Origin of the sequence: Actinomycetospora chibensis (genome assembly GCF_028737215.1) — a bacterium.
GTDB lineage: Bacteria > Actinomycetota > Actinomycetes > Mycobacteriales > Pseudonocardiaceae > Actinomycetospora > Actinomycetospora chibensis.
On the sequence record NZ_JAQZAM010000004.1, the window covers coordinates 285,848 to 303,562 of the forward strand.

Genomic DNA, 17,715 nt, shown 5'->3' on the forward strand with positions numbered 1-17,715 from the left:
GAACTTCACAGTCGGGGGGTCCGCCCCCGATGCCCTCCGAAGAACGACTCCGGCACCCGACACGGGTGCGGATCGGCCGCGTCCGAGCGAATCACTACCCTGAGCGCCCGTGACCCGGCTGCGCGCGACCCTGGCGCTCGGACTCGTGCTGGCCGGGGTCCTGGGCCTGCTGGGCGCCACGGTGCGGGTGCCGTTCGTGGCACTCGGCGACGGCCCGACGTTCGACGTCCTCGGCGCGGGCGCGGACGGGCGCACGGTGGTGGACGTCAGCGGCCCGGTCCCCGTCTACCCGACCACCGGCCAGCTGCGGATGACGACGGTCGCGGTGACCACGCAGGTGACGCTCTTCGGCGCGATGGCCATGTGGGCCTCGGGCGAGGAGCAGGTGCTCCCGCGCGAGTCGGTCTACCCGCCGGGGCGCTCCAGCGAGCAGGTCGACCAGGAGAACACCCGCCAGTTCGCGCAGTCGGAGACCGACGCGGAGGCCGCGGCCCTGCGCTACCTCGGCTACCCGACCGCCGTGCAGGTCGGCTCGGTGCTCGACAACTCCCCGTCCGCCGGCCGTCTCGCCCCCGGCGACCGCATCGTCGCGGTCGACGGCCGCCCGGTGACGACGCCGCAGGAGGTCGTCGACGCCCTGGCGCCGACCCGGCCGGGTCAGACGGTGACGGTGACCGTGCAGCGCGGCCCGCTCGGGGCGCCGGGCCCGCGCACCGACATCGCCGTCGTCGCCGCGGCCCGTCCCGACGGCGACCCGCGCGGCTTCCTGGGCGTGACCCCGACCAACGTCGTCGACTCGCCGGTCGACGTGCGGATCAGCCTCGGCGACATCGGCGGGCCCTCGGCCGGGCTGATCTTCGCCTCGGCGATCGTCGACAAGCTCACGCCCGGCGACCTCGTCGGGGGACGGGTCGTGGCCGGCACCGGGACGATCGACGCCACCGGACGCGTCGGCGACATCGGCGGGATCCGCTTCAAGATGGACGCCGCCCGCAACGACGGCGCGCAGGTGTTCCTCGTCCCCGCGGGCAACTGCGCGGAGGCCGTCACGGGCGTCCCCGACGGGCTGCAGCTGGCCAGGGTCGGGACACTGAGCGAAGGGATCGCCGCCCTCGAGGCGATCCGCGCCGGGCGCGCGCCGACACCCTGTTGAGGTCCCGACACCCCTGGTGAGGGGGCCCACCGCCCCCGGAGCAGGGCATGAGGGGATCCGGACATGCCGGGCCACGTCGACCCCACACGGTATTCGTAGAGTGGCGCCCTGAGATACACGCACGCCCGGCCACGATTGCGCGTCCGGCCCCCCGCTATCAGGAGAGTGACCCCGTGGCCAACCGGCCCCCGACGGCGACCCCCCAGCTGTCGCGACGGACGAAGACGCTGCTGATCGTCGGCGCGGTGGCGCTCGTCGTGCTCCTCGGCGGCGCGCGCCTGGTCGACGTGTACGTCGACTGGGCCTGGTTCGGCGAGGTCGGCTTCCGCGGCGTCTTCACGACCATCCTGTGGACCCGTGTGCTGCAGTTCGTCGTCGCCGCCGTGCTCATGGGCGGCCTGCTCGCCCTCAACCTGGTGATCGCCTACCGGGTGCGGCCCGTGTTCGTGCCCGTGGCCGGCGCGGCCGGCGAGGACCCCGTCGCCCGGTACCGCACGGTCGTGCTCGCGCGCCCCCGCTGGTTCGCGATCGGCATCCCCGCGGTCGTCGCGCTCATCGCCGGGCTCTCGGCGCAGGCCGACTGGCAGACCGTGCAGCTCTTCCTGAACTCGACGCCGTTCGGCGTCGCCGACCCGGTGTTCGGCCACGACATCTCGTTCTACGTCTTCCAGCTGCCGTTCTACCGCTGGCTGCTGAGCTGGCTGTTCGTCGCGATCGCCGTGAGCTTCGTGGCCGCGCTCGTGGCGCACTACCTCTTCGGCGGCATCCGCCTGGCCGGGCGCAACGGCGCGGTCGCCCCGCCGGCCCGCGCCCACCTCGCGGTCCTCGCGGGCACGTTCGTGCTGTTCAAGGCCGTGGCCTACTTCTTCGACCGCTACGAGCTGCTGTTCTCCGACCGCAAGGCGGCCGAGGGCGGCGCCAACTTCTTCGGTGCCACCTACACCGACCTCAACGCCGCGATGCCGGCGAAGCTGATCCTGCTGATCATCGCGGTGATCTGCGCGGCGGCCTTCTTCTCCGCGGTGGTGCTGCGCAACCTGCAGATCCCCGCCATCGCGCTCGCGCTGCTCGTGCTCTCCAGCGTCCTGGTCGGGGCGGCGTGGCCCGCGGTGCTCGAGCAGTTCTCGGTGCGCCCCAACGCCATCGACCGCGAGGCGGAGTCGATCTCGCGCAACATCGCGGCGACGCGCCAGGCCTTCGCGCTCAACAACGTCGGCGTCATCCCCTACGCCCCGCAGGTCGCGTCGGCCGCCGGGAACGCCGCCATCCCGCCGCAGGACGTCGCCAACAGCCAGGCGACGCTGAACAACATCCGCATCCAGGACCCGTCGCGGCTCAACCGGACGTTCGCGGTCCAGCAGCAGCTGACGAACTTCTACAGCTTCTCGCCGGACCTCGACATCGACCGCTACACGGTCGGCGGTCAGCGGCAGGACTACGTGCTGGCCGCGCGCGAGATCAACCCCGACGCCCTGATCGGCAACCAGCAGGACTGGATCAACCGGCACCTCGTCTACACCCACGGCCAGGGCCTCGTGTCGGCGCCGGCCGACCGCGTCAACGCCCCGGCGAGCGCCGAGGCGAGCCAGGGTGGGCTGCCGCAGTTCGAGGTCAGCGACTCGAGCAACCCGGGGCCGTTCGGCATCAGCCCCGACGGCGCCCGCATCTACTACGGCGAGTTCCTCGGCGGCGCCGACGACTACGCGATCGTCGGCGGCAACCCCGGCGAGCCGGGTCGTGAGTACGACGGCCCCGGCCGCCCGGCCACGGCCTACGAGGGCCCCGGCGGCGTCCCGGTGGGCAACTGGGCCCAGCGGCTGATCTTCGCCGCCGCCTACGGCGAGCGGAACATCCTGTTCAACGGCTCGATCGGCGAGAACTCGCGGATCATGTACAACCGCACGCCCGTCGAGCGCGTCCAGAAGATCGCGCCGTGGCTGCGCACCGACGTCGACCCGTATCCCGCGGTGGTCGACGGCCGGATGCAGTGGATCATCGACGGCTACACGACGCTGCCGCGCTACCCCTACGCCCAGCAGGTCGACCTCGGGCAGGCCACCAGCGACTCGCTGCGCCCGGCCACCCCGAACGGCTCCGCCGGCTACATGCGGAACTCGGTCAAGGCCACCGTCGACGCCTACAGCGGCGAGGTGCACCTCTACGCGGTCGACGAGCAGGACCCGGTGCTGCGCACCTGGATGGGGGCCTTCCCCGGCGTCGTCCAGCCGTCCTCGGACGTCCCGCCGTCCCTGCGGGCGCACTTCCGGTACCCGGAGGACATCTTCAAGGTCCAGCGCGACCTGCTGACCCGGTACCACGTCGAGAACCCGCGCGACTTCTTCTCGACCCAGAACTTCTGGACCGTCCCGGAGGACCCGACGCGGGAGAGCAACGCGTCGATCCCGCCGTACTACCTGCTCGCGGGTGACCCCCGGCCGGGCGCGGCGCCGGACACCCAGTTCCAGATGACGAGCACGCTGCTCGCCCTCTCGCGGCCGAACCTCTCGGCCTACCTGTCGGTGAGCTCGGAGCCCGAGAGCTACGGGCGGATGACCGTCCTCGAGCTGCCCGCGCAGCTGACCGGCGACCAGCGGGGCCCGCAGGGTCCGCAGCAGGTCCAGGCCGAGCTGCTGACCAGCCAGTCGGTCAACGGTGGGCTGTTCACGCTGCGGCAGTCGGGCACGCCGGTGCAGGTGCAGTACGGCAACCTGCTCACGCTGCCCGTCGCCGGCGGTCTGCTCTACGTCGAGCCGATCTACGTCGAGCGGAACGCGCAGACGTCGTTCCCGCAGCTGTTCGGCGTCATCGCCCGCTTCAACAATGGCGACATCGGCTACGCGCCGACGCTGCAGGGCGCGCTGCAGGCCGCGTTCCAGGGCGTGCCGCTCCCGCCGGGGCTCAGCGTCCCGGGCCTCGGTGCGGTGGCATCGCAGCCGCCGGCACCGGGCGTCAACACCGGTGGCGGGCCGCTGCCCACCGGCGCGCAGGGCCAGACGCTAAGCCCGGAGCTCAACCAGGCCGTCACCGGGATGAACGACGCCCTCGACCGGCTCTCGCAGGCTCAGGCCGCGCGGGACTTCCGGGGCATCGGTGACGCCGAGGCCGCGCTCGACGCCGCGATCGCGCAGTTCCGGGCGGCCACCGGGGCCGCGCCGGCCACCCCCACGCCGGCCACCGCCGGCGGCTGACGGGTCCCCGGACGGGCTGCCGGCCCACCCCACCCCCTCGGCGGGGTGGGGTGGGCGCCGGTGTACCGTTACGGGCAGAACGCAGCGCGGGGTGGAGCAGCTCGGTAGCTCGCTGGGCTCATAACCCAGAGGTCACAGGTTCGAATCCTGTCCCCGCTACGCGAGGCGACGGCCCCCGACCATCAGGTCGGGGGCCGTTGTCGTGTCTGGGTTCGCCGTCGTGTCGCCGGTCGCCGGTCGCCGGTCGCCGGTCGCCGGTCGCCCGTTCCGGCGAAGGGCGCCGATCGCCGCTCTATCCGGCTGATGGTGCCCTTCGCGCGATACCCCGGCTCCGGCCCGTTCCGGCGAGGGGCGCCGATCGCCGCTCTATCCGGCTGATGGTGCCCTTCGCGCAGTACCCCCGCTCGGTGCCCCGGCTCAGGAGCCCGGCATGGTGGCGTCGGCGACCGCCTGCGGCGGCCGGAACGTCCCGTCCGGCTCCGCGACGAGGTCGTGCACGGCCACGACGGCATCCATGGACAGCGCGCCGTAGGCGTGGGGGAACCAGGGGCCCCGCGCGTCCTCGGTGCCCTGCGGGCCCACTCCGGGCTCCCAGCGCACCGGCACGCCGTGGTCGGCCAGGCGGACGGGGTCGACGACGAGCACCACCACGTCGTCGCGGCCCGCGTAGAGCCGCGAGGCGGGCAGGTGCACGGTCCCCGGGTCCGAGAGGTGGACGAACCCGACCTCGTCGAGCGACGGCGGCCTGCGTGCCCCCTCCGCCCGCGCCGCGGCGAGCTCCTCGCGGGTGCACAGGTGCAGGATCACGGTCGCTCAGCGGGCCGGCGCGGCGTTCGCCCGCGTCGGCCGGTGGGTCTCCCACCGCCACACCGTCCCGCGCACCGCCCCACCCGGACCCGACTCGTCGCGCCGGCGCGACTGCACGCGCACCAGCCCGTTCGCGATCAGGACGCTCGCGGCCGGGGCGCGCTCGGGCAGGGTGTGGGCCACGACGGTGTGTACCGACGGGTCCTCGAAGGCGCGCGCGACGAGCGTGCGGGTCATGGCCGTGGCCCAGCCGCGGCCCTCGAACGGCGGGAACGTCCAGAACGCGATCTCGACGCGTCCGCCGCGGACGGGCCCGCGGAAGCCGCAGGTGCCCACCACCTGGCGGTCGCGGGGGTCGACGGACAGGAACGTCCGGGGGTGCACGTCGGTCTCGGTACCGCCGCGGGGGATCGGGCCGGTGGTCTCGGGCGACGGCGCGACGTCGATCTCCGAGCGCAGCACGGCCTCGACCAGCGGTTCCACCCCGTCGGCGCACAGCTCCGCCAGCCCGGGCGCACCCGGGCCCGTGAGCCGCTCGTCGACCGGCACCAGGACGACCACGCAACCTCCTGTCCTGCGTTCCCACGGCGGTCGTCGACGGTAGCCAATCGATCGGGGAACCGGCAGGCGGGTCTCCGTCTCCCCGAACGGTCAGGCACTCTGGAGACATGGAGCTCGCCCTGCTGCTCGTCTACTACGCGCTCTTCTTGCTGTGGCTGTTCATCGTGGGGCGGCTCGTCGTCGAGATCGTGCGCAGCTTCGCCCGCGACTGGCGCCCCGCCGGGAGCACCGCGGCGGGGCTCGAGGTGCTCTTCATGGTCACCGACCCGCCGGTGAAGCTGCTCCGCCGCATCATCCCGCAGGTGCGCATCGGCAACGTGAGCCTCGACCTGTCGATCATGATCCTGCTGCTCGTGACGTTCATCCTGATGCGAGTGGTGGACCCCCGCTGAGCCGGAGGGACCACTGCGCGAACCCGCAGGACGGGGAGAGGCGCGCGCCACGTCTCCCGAGTGGGCGACCACCGCGGGGAGCTGACACTGTGGTCCCTGTGAGTCCTGTCCGAGACTTCGTCACCTTCGTCTCCTCGGCCGTGCGCTCCCCGGCCGTCATCGGTGCCGTGGCGCCCAGCGGGCGGGCGCTCTCCGACCTGCTCGCCTCCGTGGCCCCCGCCGAGGGGCAGCCCGTGGTCGTCGAGCTCGGGCCCGGCACGGGCGTGGTCAGCGCCGCGCTGCGCCGGCGCCTTCCCGAGGGCGCGCGCCACATCGCCGTCGAGATCGATCCCGGCATGGTGGAGCACCTGCGGCGCACCCGGCCGTGGCTCGAGGTCGTCGAGGGCGACGCGGCCGACCTGCAGAAGCTGCTCGCCGACATCGGGGTCGACCAGGTCGACGCCGCGATCAGCGGCCTGCCGTGGACGCTGTTCCCGGAGTCGGCGCAGCGCGGGATCATCGACCAGGTCACCAAGGTGCTCGCCCCCGGGGCGCCGTTCACCACCTTCGCCTACAGCCACGTCACGCGGCTGCCCACCCAGCGCCGCTTCCGCGGGGTGCTGGAGAGCGAGTTCAGCGAGGTGCACGTCACCCCGACGGTGTGGCGCAACCTGCCCCCGGCGCTGGCCTACCAGTGCCGGAACCCCCGCTAGGACTCACGCCCCGCGCGACGCCACCCGCGGGCCCAGGCTCGCGACGTCGATCTCGGCGGGCGCGTTGGCGTCGCAGAACTCCGTGAGCAGGGCCGCGAACCGCTCCGGCTCGTAGCAGTGCGGGAAGTGACCGGCGCCCTCGAAGATCTCCAACCGCCCGTGCGGGATGAGCTCGCCCGCCCGGCGCGCGTGACCGACGGGGATGACGGGGTCGCGGTCGCCCCACACCACGAGGGTCGGCAGGCCCTCGGTGAGGTAGAGCCGGTCGGTGCCGCTGATCCGCTGCCCACCGGGGCCGATGACCGACCGGACGGTGTCGACGAACGCGTCGAGGTGGGCGCGCTCGGTGAGGGAGGCGGCGTGGCGGGCGGCCTCGCGCAGTCCCACCGCCCCGGGGCCCGTCGTCGGCAGCGAGGCGGCCAGGCGCAGCCCGCGGGCGCCGAGCCCGAGCAGCCCGGTCGAGGCCAGCACGGGCAGCACCCACTCCGCGCCGGGGAGGGCCGCGAGGCGCAGGACCGGGCTCACGCCACGACCCAGGCCCCCGGAGGCGACGAGCACGAGCCGCGAGCACATCTCAGGGAACTGGTACGCGAACTGCATCGCCACCCCGCCGCCGAGCGAGTGCCCGACGACGGTCACCCGGCGGTGCCCGAGCACGGCGAGCAGGTCGCGCAGCCCGTTGGCGTAGGCGCCGAGCGAGAAGTCGCCGCCCACGCCGGCGGACTCCCCGTGCCCGAGCAGCTCCGGGGCGAGCAGGAGCCGGTCGCAGCCGGTGGCCTCGAACGCCTGCAGCACCGGCGTCCACGTCTCGGCGCTGCCGGCGATGCCGTGCACGAGGACGACGACCTCGGGGTCGTCCCCGGCGTCGTCCCTGCCGTCGGCGCTCCGTACCGCGTCGGGGCACGCCTCGACGTACGACATCCGTTGCCCGTGCAGGGTGCGTGTGCGGCGCGTGGCGGTCATCGGAGGCCATCCTGTCGTCCCGCGCCCGGGCGTGCTCACCCGTGTCCCGGCACTCAGGCGCACGCACACGCCCGGAGGGCACCGAGCCCGTCCACGCCCGTAGGGCACACTGCCCCGCGATGCCCGGTGCCCGTCGCGTCCCCGTCCGCGTGCTCGTCGCCGTGACGGCGGTGCTGGTCCTCGGCCCCAGCGCCTGCACCGGGGAGCCGGCCGCACCGGCACCGGCGCCCGCGAGCGACGCGCCGAGTCCCCGGGCCGCGACGCCCCCGTCGGCGCAGGCACCGGCCGATCCCGCCGCGGCCTGCGTGGACAGCGTCGTCGGCAGCATGGACACCCGCGAGCGGGCGGCCCAGCTGGTGATGGTCGGCGTGCCCGCCGACGGGCTCACCGCGGCCGGGCGCGAGGCGCTCGGCGAGGGGGCCGGCGGCGTCATCCTCACCGATGCCGCCGGGGGCGAGGCCTCCCGCGCGCAGGTCACGGCCACCACGCGCGCGGTGCAGGACACCGCCCGCGTCCCCGTGACGGTCGCCGTCGACCAGGAGGGCGGCAAGGTCCAGGACCTCAAGGGCAGCGGCTTCACCCGCATCCCCGCGGCCGCGACGCAGGGCCGTGACCCGGCCGGCCTGCGCGCCGACGCCCGGGGGTGGGGCGAGGAGATGTCCGGCGCCGGGGTGACGCTCGACCTCGCCCCGGTGGCCGACGTCGTCGACCCGGACCTGGGGGAGGCCAACCAGCCGGTCGGCGCCCTCGACCGCGGCTTCGGCACCGACCCCGCGCGGGTCTCCGACGCCGTGACCGCCTTCGTCGAGGGCCTGGACCAGGGCGGGGTGCACGCGACGCTCAAGCACTTCCCGGGCCTCGGGCGCGTGCGCGAGAACACCGACTTCGCCGGCGCCGCCGACACCCGCACCGGCGTCGACGACCCCGGGCTCGCGTCGTTCCGCGCCGGGATCGCGGCTGGCGCGCCCGTGGTGATGATGTCGTCGGCTGTCTACGAGCGGATCGACCCCGACAACCGCGCCCTGTTCAGCCGCGCGGTGATCACCGACCTGCTGCGCGGGCGCCTGGGCTTCACCGGGGTGGTGTCGACCGACGACGTCGGCGCGGCGGCCGCGGTGACCGACGTGCCGGTCGGCCAGCGGGCGACCCGCTTCGTGGCCGCGGGCGGCGACCAGGTGCTGACGATCGAGGCGTCCGACCTGGGGCCGATGGTCGAGGCGCTCACGGCGGAGGCCGACGAGGACCCGGCGTTCGCCCGTCGCCTCGAGGAGAGCGCGCGCCGCGTCCTGACGCTGAAGTCGGACCGCGGGATCCTCCGGTGCGGGCCCTGATCCCTACCGGCGGGTAGCCCGACCCTGCGGAGGGTCGGGGGGTTCTGCCAGAGTGGCGTCCGTGGACCTGAGCTACACGGCCGAGGAGGAGCAGTTCCGCGAGGAGCTGCGGACCTGGCTCGCGGCCAACATCCCCGACGAGTGGACGCAGCCGGGCTTCTGGCGCGCCCTCGACGACGACGAGTCGTTCCGGCTCCGGCGGGACTGGGAGGCCTCCAAGACCGCCGCCGGCTTCTCGGGCATCGAGTGGCCGACGGAGTACGGCGGCCGCGGGGGCACGCCGGGCATGAAGGCCATCTACGACGAGGAGATGGTGCGCGCCCGCGCGCCCCAGACCGTCAACGTGCTGGGGCTGACCTTCCTCGCCCCGACGATCATGGCGATCGGCACGCCGGAGCAGAAGGCCGAGATCATCGGGCCGATGCTGCGCAACGAGGTGATCTGGTGCCAGGGCTTCTCCGAGCCCGGCGCGGGATCCGACCTCGCGGCGGTGGCGACGCGCGGTGTGCGCGACGGCGACGACTACGTCGTCAACGGCCAGAAGATCTGGACCACGAACGCCGTGCACGGTGACAAGATCTTCACGATCGTGCGCACCGAGCCGGGCTCGGAGCGCCACAAGGGCCTGTCGATGATGCTCATCGACATGGACCAGCCGGGCGTCGAGGCCCGGCCGCTCAAGCAGATGAGCGGGGCCAGCGAGTTCGGCGAGGTCTTCTTCACCGACGCGCGGGTGCCCGCGAAGGACTGCCTCGGCGAGATCGGGGCGGGCTGGCGCACCGCGATGCTGCTGCTCTCCTTCGAGCGCGGCGCGTCCGGCGTCGGCCAGTACACCGAGTTCCGCCGGCAGTACGACGAGATCGTCGCCGAGGCCCGGCGCTTCGGGCGCTCGGACGACCCGGTGGCCCGCCAGAGGCTGGCGAACTGCCTCGTGGAGCTGGAGTGCCTGCGCTACCACGCGATGCACATCCTCACCCAGGTCGAGCAGGGCCGTGACCTGGGCTCCGAGTCGTCGATGACCAAGCTCCAGTGGTCGGAGACCTTCCAGGACCTCTGGGAGGCGTTCGACGACGTCCTCGGCCCGGAGGCGAGCCTCGCCCGGCCGCGCCCCGACGTCGACCTCACGCCGTTCCAGCACCAGGCGATGTGGTCGCGGTCGGTCACCATCTGGGGCGGCTCGTCCCAGGTCCAGCGCAACATCGTCGCCGAGCGCGTGCTCGGCCTCCCCCGCTGAGGAGCTCGCAGGTGTTCTTCGCGCTCACCGACGACCAGCAGGCGTTCGCGACCACGGTCCGCGAGTTCCTGGCCGACCGGTTCGACCTCGACGCCGTCCGCGGCGTCGTCGAGGACCCGCACGGCGACGGGCATCCCGTCGGCCTGTGGAAGGGCCTCGCCGACCAGGGCGCGCTCGCCGTCCTCGTCCCCGAGGAGCACGACGGCCTCGGGCTCGGCCTGCTCGACGCGCAGGTCGTCGCCCGCGAGCTCGGCCGCGGCGTGGCGCCCGGTCCGTGGACGGCCACCGTGCTCGCCGCCGAGGCCCTGCGTCTCGCCGGCTCGCCCGAACAGCAGGCCGTCTGGCTTCCGGGTCTCGCCGCCGGCGACACCATCGGCACCGTCGCCCTGCGCGGCGAGGCCGGGACGTGGGACGGCCGGGGCATCACCGTCGACGCCTCGGGGGAGCGGCTCTCCGGCACGGCGTCGCCGGTCGACTACCCGTCGGTCGCCGGGCTGATCGTCGTCGCGGCCACCGACCCGTCCGGGTCGCCGGGCCTGTTCCTCGTCGAGAGCGGGGCCTCCGGGCTCGTGATCCGCGACCAGGAGACCTACGACGGCACGGCCCGCGTGGGCGCGGTCGAGCTCGCCGACACCCCCGCCGAGCCCCTGGGCGGCGGGACGCTCTCCGGCGCCGACGCGGTGGCCGCGCTGATGGCCCGCGGTGCGGTGCTGACGGCGGCGGACCTCGTCGGCGTCGCCCGCGAGGCGCTCACCCGCACCGTCGACTACGACCGCGAGCGCAAGCAGTTCGGTGTGCCCGTCGGGTCGTTCCAGGCGATCAAGCACACGATGGCCGACCTCCACGTCGCCGTGACGATGGCCGAGCACGCCGTCCTCTTCGCGGCGCACGCGGTCGACACGCAGGACCCCGGTGTCGACGTCGCGGTCGCCGTCGCGAAGGCGAAGGCCGCCGACGCCGCGTGGGCCACCACCGGGGCGATGATCCAGTTCTTCGGCGGCATCGGCTTCACCTGGGAGCACGAGGCGCACTTCTTCTACAAGCGCGCCCGCCGCCGCGCCCCGCTGTTCGGCTCCGCCGACGAGCACCGCGCGCGACTGGCGGCCCTCACCATCGACTGAGCGGCGCTACGGCGCCGGCGCGGGCAGTAGCCGCGCCAGGGCCGACCGCGCCACCTCGGTGAGCGCCGCCACGTCCATCCCGGTCCGCCCCAGCGCCACCACCCCGAGCTGGGCGGCGAGGACCGCGCGGGCGACCTCGGCGGCATCGGCGTCGGGATCGACGTCCCCTTCCCGCTGCGCGCGCTCGAGCGCCTCGGTGAGGATCGCGGTGATCGCCTCGTAGCTGCGTCGAGCCTCGGCGGCGACGTCCGGATCGTGGGTGGCGAGCTCGGCGGTGCTGTTGGCCAGCAGGCAGCCGCGTCGCGCGGCGGCCCCGGTCGGGTCGTCGGCCACGTCGTGCACGAACTCGCGCACCATGTCGACCCCCCGTGCGGCGGACCCCAGGCGCTCGCGCAGCCCGCGCAGGTTCGCGTCGTCGTACTCGCGCAGCACCCGCAGGAACAGGCGGCGCTTGTCGCCGAAGGCGCCGTACAGGCTGCCCTTGCCCAGTCCGCTGACGCGCAGCAGGTCGTCCATCGACGTCGCCGCGTAGCCCCGGTCCCAGAACGCGTCGCGGACGGCGAGGACGACGTGCTCCTCGTCGAACTCCCGGGGGCGTGGCACCCCTCGACGGTACGAGTTCTGGACCCGACAGGCCAGAACCGGTCCCGGGATGTTGACCGCGCGGTCCAAAACTCGAGGAGGTGGGCGGCATGGCCGTCCTCACGGGCAAGGTCGCGGTGGTCACCGGCGGCAGCAGCGGCATCGGGCTCGCGATCGCGCGTGGCTTCCGCGAGGAGGGTGCGACGGTGTTCATCACCGGTCGCCGCAAGGATGCGCTCGACAAGGCGATCGCCGAACTCGGCGAGGACGTGACCGCGGCGGTCTGCGACGCCGCCGTGCCCGCCGACCTCGACGCCCTGTACGCGACCGTCCGCGAGCAGGCCGGGCACGTCGACGTCGTGGTCGCCAACGCCGGGATCGGCATCGACGTGGCGTTCGGCGAGGTGACCGAGGAACAGATCGACAGCCAGTTCGCCACCAACGTCAAGGGCACGATCCTCACCGTCCAGGGGGCGCTGCCGCTGCTGCGCCCGGAGGCGTCGATCATCGTGACCGGCTCGACCGCCGCGACACGGCCTCAGGCCGGCCTCGAGGTCTACGGGGCGACCAAGGCCGCGGTGCACAACCTGGTCCGCGGCTGGGCCCACAGCTCGCGCCGGTACGGCTTCCGCGTCAACGTGCTCGCGCCGGGGATGGTCCCGACCCCGGGCCTGCTCGACCTCGTCCCCGCGGAGGTCCGGTCCCAGGCCGAGGAGGTGATCCCCCTGGGTCGGCACGGCACCCCCGAGGAGATCGCGGCCGCGGCCGTGTTCCTGGCCTCGGACGCATCGAGCTACGTCAACGGCTCCACCCTCGCCGTCGACGGCGGCGTCGCGCAGGTCTGAGCCTGCGAGGTCCTCCGGTGGCGACGGACCCGGCCCGAACCCTTGTCGTGATCTCGGTCACTCCGGTGGACTGACGGGGTCGGCGCGGTGGCGCGCCGAGGTCGACGGAGTCGGGGTGATCGTCATGGGCGGATCGAAGGCCGACAGCGCCCGGAGAGGTCGGGGCGGGCGTGCGGGGGAGCTCGCGCCGGACGATCCGGCCGCCGTGCGCTCGGTCGCGATCGTCGGGCCGATGGCCGCGGGCAAGACGACGCTGGTGGAGGAGCTGCTGGCCGTGGCCGGCGTGATCCCGCGGGCCGGCTCGGTGGCCGCGGGCACGACCGTCACCGACCACGACCCCGACGCCCGCCGTCAGCAGCGGTCGGTGGCCCCGGCCGTCGCGTCGCTCGTGCACCGGGATATCAAGATCAACTTGATCGACACCCCGGGCTGCCCCGACTTCCTCGCCGAGGTCCGCGCGGGCCTGCGCGCCGCGGACGCGGTGCTGTTCGTCGTCGGGACCGCGGACGCCGCCGACGGCGTCGCGGCCCCGACGTCCGCCCTGCTCGCCGAGTGCCGCCGCGCCGGGCTGCCCGCCGTGCTCGTGCTCAGCCGCCTCGATCATGCCCGCGCCGACGAGACGGCCGCGCTCGTGACCTGCCGTCGGGTGGCGGAGGGGTCCGGCGAGGTGCTCGTCCCCGTCACGCGGACCGAGCGGGGCACCGACGGCACGGTCACCGTCCATCCGTTGCTGGCCGGCGACGACCCGACCGCCGAGGAGCCCGACGACCTGCGCCGCGAGCTCGTCGAGACCCTCATCGAGCAGAGCGAGGACGAGGCTCTGCTCGAGAGCTGGATCGGCGGTGAGCCGGTCGCCCTCGACGCCCTGCGCGCCGACCTGGCCACGGCCGTCACGCGCCGGTCCCTCGTGCCCGTGGCCGGCGTGTGCGCGCCGACCGGGGCGGGGCTCGACGCGCTGCTCGACCTCGTCGTCGACGCCGTGCCGCCCCCGACCGCCCACCCGCCGCTGCCCGCGCACGCTCCCGACGGCGCCGGCCACGCCCCCGTCGACCCCGACCCCGACGGCCCGCTCGTCGCCGAGGTCGTGCAGACCGGCACCGACGCGCAGGGCAGCCGCGTCTCGCTCGTGCGCGTGTTCTCCGGCCGGCTGCGCCCCGACACCGCCCTGACCGTGTGCGCGGACCCGCTGCGCATCCCTGCCCCTCGCGACGGGGAGGACCCCACCGGCGCCGAGGTCCGGTCGGGCGGCGAGACCGTGCGCGTCAACCGGGTCTACGCCCCGCTGGGGGCGACGCTGCGCGAGGTGCCCTGGTGCGTCGCCGGCGACCTCTGCGCGCTGACGAGGCTCGGCCCCGTGGGCACCGGCGACACCCTCTGCGCCGCCGAGGACCCCGTCGGGCTCGACGGGTGGGAGCTGCCCGAGGCGCTGCTCCCGGTGGCCGTCACCGCCGCCGACCGCACGGCCCAGGACGCCATGGCCCGCGGCCTGTCCCGCCTGGCCGCCACCGAGACCACGCTGCGCGTCGAGCGCAACGAGGACACCCACCAGATCGTGCTGTGGTGCACGGGCGAGGCCCACGCCGACGTCGTGCTCGCCCGGCTGCGGGCCTCGGGCGCGAACGTCGAGGTCACCGACGTCGCGGTGCCCGAGCGCGAGACCGTCGCCGGCCCCGCGACCGGGCTCGGACGGCACGTCAAGCAGTCGGGTGGGCACGGCCAGTTCGCCGTGTGCCGCATCGAGATCGAGCCGCTGCCGCGCGGGTCGGGCGTCGAGTTCGTCGACCGGATCGTCGGTGGGGCGATCCCGCGGGCCTACATCCCCGGCGTCGAGAAGGGGGTCCGCGCCCAGCTCGAGTCCGGGGTGACGCCGGGCCGCCCGGTCGTCGACGTGCGGGTGACCCTGGTCGACGGCAAGGCGCACAGCGTCGACTCCTCCGACCAGGCGTTCCAGACCGCGGGAGCGCTCGCGGTCCGGGAGGCGGTGGCGGCGGCGGGCACCGTCGTGATGGAGCGGCTCTACGAGGTCGAGGTCTCGGTGGACGACGGGCAGCTGGGCGCCGTGCTCGGCGACCTCTCCGCCCGTCACGGCCGCGTCGTCGGCACCGAGCCGGGCGAGCCGGGGTGCACCCACGTGCGCGCCGAGGTCCCCGAGCAGGCCCTGCTGCGCTACGCCGTGGACCTGCGCGCCCTGACCTCGGGGACGGCGTCGTTCACCCGGCGCTTCAGCCGCTACGAGCCGGTCGGAGGGTGACGCCGAGGGCTTTCCGAACGTCCGTTCGGCTGATTACCCTCCCGGCGCACCGACCGAGAGGGAGCCCGCGATGACGCAGAGCCCGCCGACGTCCACCGAGGACCCTGCTGCGGTACGCCGGGTCGCGCTCGCGAGCCTCGTCGGCACCACCGTCGAGTGGTACGACTTCTTCATCTACGCCAGCGCGGCGGGGCTGGTGTTCAGCCAGCTGTTCTTCACCGCGCTCGACCCGGCCACCGCGCTGCTCGCCTCGTTCGCGACCATCGGCGTCAGCTTCGTCGCCCGACCGCTGGGCGGGGTGATCGCGGGCCACCTCGGCGACCGGCTCGGGCGCAAGCGCATGCTCGTCGCCACCCTGCTGATCATGGGCCTGTCGACGGTGGGCGTCGGCCTGCTGCCCACCTACGCGAGCATCGGCGTCGCCGCCCCGATCCTGCTGCTGGTGCTGCGCCTGCTGCAGGGGCTCTCGGCGGGTGGCGAGTGGGGCGGTGCCGCCCTCATGGCCGTGGAGCACGCCCCGCCGGGCCGGCGCGGGTTCTTCGGCACGTATCCGCAGGTCGGCGTGCCCATCGGGCTGATCCTCGCCAACCTGGTGTTCCTCGTGGTGTCGACGTCGACCACCAAGGAGCAGTTCCTGTCCTGGGGCTGGCGCATCCCGTTCCTGCTCTCGGTGGTGCTGATCGGCGTGGGCCTGTTCGTCCGGGCCCGGGTGGACGAGAGCCCGGTGTTCGCGCACCTGCGCGCGCAGCGCGCCCGCCGGTCGGCGCCGATGCTCACGGTCCTGCGCGACCAGCCGCGCGCCCTGCTCGTCGCGATCGGGCTGTTCATCGCCAACAACATGATCGGCTACCTGCTGATCGCCTTCATCACGTCGTACGGCACCCGCGTCCTGGGGCTCCCGAGCTCGACGATGCTCGCCGTCGGGATCGTGGGCGCGGTCGTGTGGGGCGTCGCGATCGTCTGGTCCGGCGCGTGGTCGGACCGGGTCGGGCGGCGGCGGGTGTACCTCGTCGGCACCATCGCCCTGCTCGTGTGGTCGTTCCCGTTCTTCCTGCTGCTCGACACGGCGTCGCTGCCGCTGATGCTGCTCGCGGTCGTCGTGCTCGGCGTCGGGCTCGGGCTGACGTACGGCCCGCAGGCCGCGGCGTACGCGGAGCTCTTCCCGGCCGACGTGCGCTACAGCGGCGCGTCCTTCGCCTACGCGATCGGCGCGGTGCTCGGCGGCGGGTTCGCGCCGCTCATCGCCCAGGCGCTGATCGGCGCGACGGGGACGTCGCTGTCGGTGTCGGTGTACATGGTCGTCGTCTGCCTGATCACGCTCGCCGCCGTCCTCGCGATGCGCGAGGGGACCGCGGCGGAGCGGGAGGCGTTCGTGGTCGGGACGTGATCAGGCCGCTCCGGCCGCCGTCACGGGGGTGTCGGCAGGCCGGGCGATTACGCTGGGGGAGTGGATGACACGACCGCGACCGAGCTGAAGGACCTCGCCGCCTCCCTGGACAGTGTCGAGGCGGCGATGGACCTCGACGGTCTGCGGCGTGAGGTGGCCGAGCTCGAGCAGCAGGTCCAGGCACCCGATCTCTGGGACGACGTCGCGACCGCGCAGAAGCTGACCAGCGCGTTCACGCACAAGCAGGCCGACCTCAAGCGGGCCGAATCGCTGCGCTCGCGCCTCGACGACCTCGGCACGCTCTACGAGATGGCCGACGAGGAGGCGGGTCAGGACTCGACGGACCTGCGCGCCGAGGCCGACACCGAGCGTGCCGCGCTGCTCGCCGACGTCGCGGCCTTCGAGGTGCGCACGCTGCTCTCCGGCGAGTACGACGAGCGCGACGCGCTGGTCACCGTCCGGGCCGAGGCGGGTGGCGTCGACGCCGCGGACTTCGCCGAGATGCTCATGCGCATGTACCTGCGCTGGGCGGAGCGCCACGGCTACCCGACCGAGGTCTACGACACCTCCTACGCCGAGGAGGCCGGCATCAAGTCGGCCACGTTCAAGGTCTCCGCGCCGTACGCCTACGGCACCCTCTCGGTCGAGCAGGGCACCCACCGGCTCGTCCGGATCTCGCCGTTCGACAACCAGGGCCGCCGCCAGACCTCGTTCGCGGGCGTCGAGGTGGCCCCCGTGGTGGAGTCGACCGACCACGTCGAGATCGACGAGAAGGACCTGCGCGTCGACGTCTACCGCTCGTCGGGGCCCGGTGGTCAGGGCGTCAACACCACCGACTCCGCGGTCCGGCTGACCCACCTCCCCACCGGCATCGTCGTGTCCTGCCAGAACGAGCGCTCGCAGCTGCAGAACAAGGCGTCGGCGATGGCCGTGCTGGCCGCGAAGCTCCTCGCCCGGCGCAAGGAGGAGGAGCGGGCCCTGCTCGACTCCCTCAAGGACTCCGGTTCGAGCTGGGGCAACCAGATGCGCTCGTACGTCCTGCACCCTTACCAGATGGTGAAGGACCTGCGGACCAACCACGAGACGTCGCAGACCTCGCAGGTGCTCGACGGCTTCATCGACGACTTCCTCGACGCCGGCATCCGCTGGCGCAAGCAGAGCGAAGCCGCCGCGTGACGAGCGGCGGATCTTCGGCCCAGTAGCATCCC

General features: G+C 74.0%; 15 protein-coding genes and 1 tRNA gene. 12 read left to right on the plus strand and 4 right to left on the minus strand.

Annotated features, from left to right (window positions below; all coding sequences use genetic code 11):
• Positions 1-109: 109 nt before the first annotated feature.
• From PH189_RS08185 to PH189_RS08195, 3 genes are all read left to right on the plus strand, one after another.
• On the plus strand, positions 110-1,153 hold the full coding sequence (locus tag PH189_RS08185; protein WP_274188269.1) for a YlbL family protein: 1,044 nt from the start codon (positions 110-112) through the stop codon (positions 1,151-1,153).
• A 173-nt stretch (positions 1,154-1,326) separates the two neighbouring features.
• Positions 1,327-4,341 carry a UPF0182 family membrane protein gene (locus PH189_RS08190; protein ID WP_274188270.1) on the plus strand — a complete coding sequence of 1,005 codons (3,015 nt, stop codon included), beginning with the start codon at positions 1,327-1,329 and terminating at the stop codon, positions 4,339-4,341.
• Between the two features lie 85 nt (positions 4,342-4,426).
• A tRNA-Met gene (locus PH189_RS08195) sits at positions 4,427-4,500 on the plus strand.
• Positions 4,501-4,758: 258 nt separating this feature from the next.
• Here the strand turns inward: PH189_RS08195 and PH189_RS08200 are convergent.
• Both PH189_RS08200 and PH189_RS08205 read right to left on the minus strand, forming a co-directional pair.
• Positions 4,759-5,148: a DUF952 domain-containing protein gene (locus PH189_RS08200; protein WP_274188271.1), complete on the minus strand. Its 390-nt coding sequence runs from the start codon at positions 5,146-5,148 to the stop codon at positions 4,759-4,761.
• A 6-nt stretch (positions 5,149-5,154) separates the two neighbouring features.
• Positions 5,155-5,709: a GNAT family N-acetyltransferase gene (locus PH189_RS08205; protein WP_274188272.1), complete on the minus strand. Its 555-nt coding sequence runs from the start codon at positions 5,707-5,709 to the stop codon at positions 5,155-5,157.
• Between the two features lie 107 nt (positions 5,710-5,816).
• Here PH189_RS08205 and PH189_RS08210 point away from each other — a divergent pair, with 107 nt between their 5' ends.
• A complete protein-coding gene (locus PH189_RS08210; RefSeq protein WP_274188273.1) occupies positions 5,817-6,101 on the plus strand; it encodes a YggT family protein in 285 nt (94 codons plus the stop codon).
• Positions 6,102-6,199: 98 nt separating this feature from the next.
• Positions 6,200-6,793, plus strand: coding sequence for a class I SAM-dependent methyltransferase (locus PH189_RS08215; protein WP_274188274.1), 594 nt, complete (start codon positions 6,200-6,202; stop codon positions 6,791-6,793).
• Between the two features lie 3 nt (positions 6,794-6,796).
• On the opposite strand, the gene PH189_RS08220 is transcribed toward PH189_RS08215, so the two are convergent.
• Complete coding sequence (locus PH189_RS08220; protein ID WP_274188275.1) at positions 6,797-7,756, minus strand: alpha/beta fold hydrolase; 960 nt, start codon at positions 7,754-7,756, stop codon at positions 6,797-6,799.
• Positions 7,757-7,875: 119 nt separating this feature from the next.
• Here PH189_RS08220 and PH189_RS08225 point away from each other — a divergent pair, with 119 nt between their 5' ends.
• The 3 genes from PH189_RS08225 (at position 7,876) to PH189_RS08235 (ending at position 11,442) form a co-directional block, all read left to right on the plus strand.
• The gene (locus tag PH189_RS08225; protein WP_274188276.1) at positions 7,876-9,087 is read left to right on the plus strand and encodes a glycoside hydrolase family 3 N-terminal domain-containing protein; all 1,212 of its coding nucleotides are present in this window, start codon (positions 7,876-7,878) and stop codon (positions 9,085-9,087) included.
• Between the two features lie 61 nt (positions 9,088-9,148).
• Positions 9,149-10,321, plus strand: coding sequence for an acyl-CoA dehydrogenase family protein (locus tag PH189_RS08230; RefSeq protein ID WP_274188277.1), 1,173 nt, complete (start codon positions 9,149-9,151; stop codon positions 10,319-10,321).
• Between the two features lie 11 nt (positions 10,322-10,332).
• A complete protein-coding gene (locus tag PH189_RS08235; protein ID WP_274188278.1) occupies positions 10,333-11,442 on the plus strand; it encodes an acyl-CoA dehydrogenase family protein in 1,110 nt (369 codons plus the stop codon).
• A gap of 6 nt (positions 11,443-11,448) precedes the next feature.
• Here PH189_RS08235 and PH189_RS08240 read toward each other — a convergent pair whose 3' ends face one another.
• Positions 11,449-12,045, minus strand: a complete 597-nt coding sequence (locus PH189_RS08240; protein ID WP_274188279.1) for a TetR/AcrR family transcriptional regulator — start codon at positions 12,043-12,045, stop codon at positions 11,449-11,451.
• 89 nt (positions 12,046-12,134) lie between these two features.
• On the opposite strand from PH189_RS08240, the gene PH189_RS08245 reads away from it, so the two are divergent.
• From PH189_RS08245 to prfB, 4 genes are all read left to right on the plus strand, one after another.
• Complete coding sequence (locus PH189_RS08245; protein ID WP_274188280.1) at positions 12,135-12,869, plus strand: SDR family NAD(P)-dependent oxidoreductase; 735 nt, start codon at positions 12,135-12,137, stop codon at positions 12,867-12,869.
• Between the two features lie 124 nt (positions 12,870-12,993).
• Positions 12,994-15,120, plus strand: a complete 2,127-nt coding sequence (locus PH189_RS08250) for an elongation factor G (RefSeq protein WP_274188281.1) — start codon at positions 12,994-12,996, stop codon at positions 15,118-15,120.
• Between the two features lie 70 nt (positions 15,121-15,190).
• On the plus strand, positions 15,191-16,507 hold the full coding sequence (locus PH189_RS08255) for an MFS transporter (RefSeq protein WP_274188282.1): 1,317 nt from the start codon (positions 15,191-15,193) through the stop codon (positions 16,505-16,507).
• 60 nt (positions 16,508-16,567) lie between these two features.
• Positions 16,568-17,683: a peptide chain release factor 2 gene (gene prfB / locus PH189_RS08260; protein WP_274188283.1), complete on the plus strand. Its 1,116-nt coding sequence runs from the start codon at positions 16,568-16,570 to the stop codon at positions 17,681-17,683.
• The last annotated feature ends 32 nt before the right edge of the window (positions 17,684-17,715 follow it).